Source organism: Pseudomonas sp. NPDC089569 (assembly GCF_050280625.1).
GTDB lineage: Bacteria > Pseudomonadota > Gammaproteobacteria > Pseudomonadales > Pseudomonadaceae > Aquipseudomonas.
This window is the reverse complement of the sequence record NZ_JBNNVQ010000267.1, coordinates 1-1270: the sequence shown is the minus strand read 5'-3', so window position 1 is coordinate 1270 and position 1270 is coordinate 1. Positions and strand designations below refer to the sequence as shown.

Genomic DNA, 1270 nt, shown 5'->3' with positions numbered 1-1270 from the left:
TCGTTCAAACGCAGGTCGGTGGTGACGATGGCCGGCAGTTTCAGGGAAACGGTCTGTGCGCCGCCGTCGATTTCGCGGGTCACAGCCACGCTGTCGCCACTGATCTCGACTTTCGAAGCGAAGGTACCCTGACCGTAGCCGCTCAAGGCAGCGAGCATCTGGCCAGTCTGGTTGTTATCGCTGTCGATGGCTTGCTTGCCGAGGATTACCAGCTGAGGCTGTTCCTTGTCGACAACGGCTTTCAACAGTTTGGCAACCGCCAGGGAAGTCAGGTCTTCGGCGGACTCGACGAGGATGGCACGGTCGGCACCCAGGGCCAGCGCGGTGCGCAGTTGCTCCTGAGCGGTGGACGGGCCGACGGAGACGACGACGATTTCAGTCGCAACGCCTTTCTCTTTCAGGCGTACAGCTTCTTCCACTGCGATTTCGCAGAATGGGTTCATCGACATTTTGACGTTGGCGAGGTCGACGCCGGAATTGTCCGCCTTGACGCGAACCTTAACGTTGTAATCCACAACGCGTTTGACAGCTACAAGAACCTTCATGGATTCCTCGTTACTCTCCGGTGAAAAGGAAGTCGCCTAGGCGAACCTGGCGGTTATGCTCATCGGGCGCAAGGGCACCTCTAAAAACGCCGGCCATGTGTCAAGTGACCATCGCTCACGTTGTTCATGACCGTTCGTCAGGAGTGACTGACAAGTCATTCATATCCGCGGCGTGTAAACTGCGCGCTGCGCATCACCTTCTACTGCCATCGCCCTGTCTTTAGAGGTGCTCTTGAAACCAACATTCAGCCTACGGCGAGCGCAAAACCGCCCGTATCTTGACCGGAACACCTAATCCGGTCAATACGGAAAAATAGCCGTTCATAAGCCGCGTGACTTTGATTTCTCTGGGTTTGAGCCAATTCAAACAAACGTTTGTATTGGACCCGGAGAGTGGTGTAGATATAATGCGCCACCCAAAGATAAAGGTGGTTGTTCGATTGTCCACTTCCGACGTTGCGTCGGGATTCATGGATGCGACACCCAACTTCCAAAATTAGAAAAAAACTGTTGAGCCTTGAGTAGGAGATAGCCTGTGGAACGCGAATACATGGAATTCGACGTGGTCATCGTCGGTGCCGGCCCCGCTGGCCTGTCCGCCGCCTGCCGTCTGAAGCAGAAGGCCGCCGAAGCCGGTAATCACGCTGAAGCCTGGAAGGGAAGGTGTACCGGTATCCAGTCGTTCAACAATCAAGGTCTGAAGCTGAGTTGAGCTAAGGCCTGAT

1 protein-coding gene and 1 pseudogene are annotated in these 1270 nt (G+C 55.2%); one reads left to right on the top strand and one right to left on the bottom strand.

The features are described 5' to 3' along the window. Positions 1 to 545, bottom strand: a 545-nt coding sequence (locus ACQKP2_RS32975) for an electron transfer flavoprotein subunit beta/FixA family protein (RefSeq protein WP_427582399.1), incomplete at its 3' end; no start/stop codon positions are given. Positions 546 to 1080: 535 nt separating this feature from the next. Between ACQKP2_RS32975 and ACQKP2_RS32970 the strand changes: the two are divergent. Next, positions 1081 to 1182, top strand: a pseudogene (locus tag ACQKP2_RS32970) (FAD-binding protein); the annotation flags it as partial. Between the last annotated feature and the right edge of the window lie 88 nt (positions 1183 to 1270).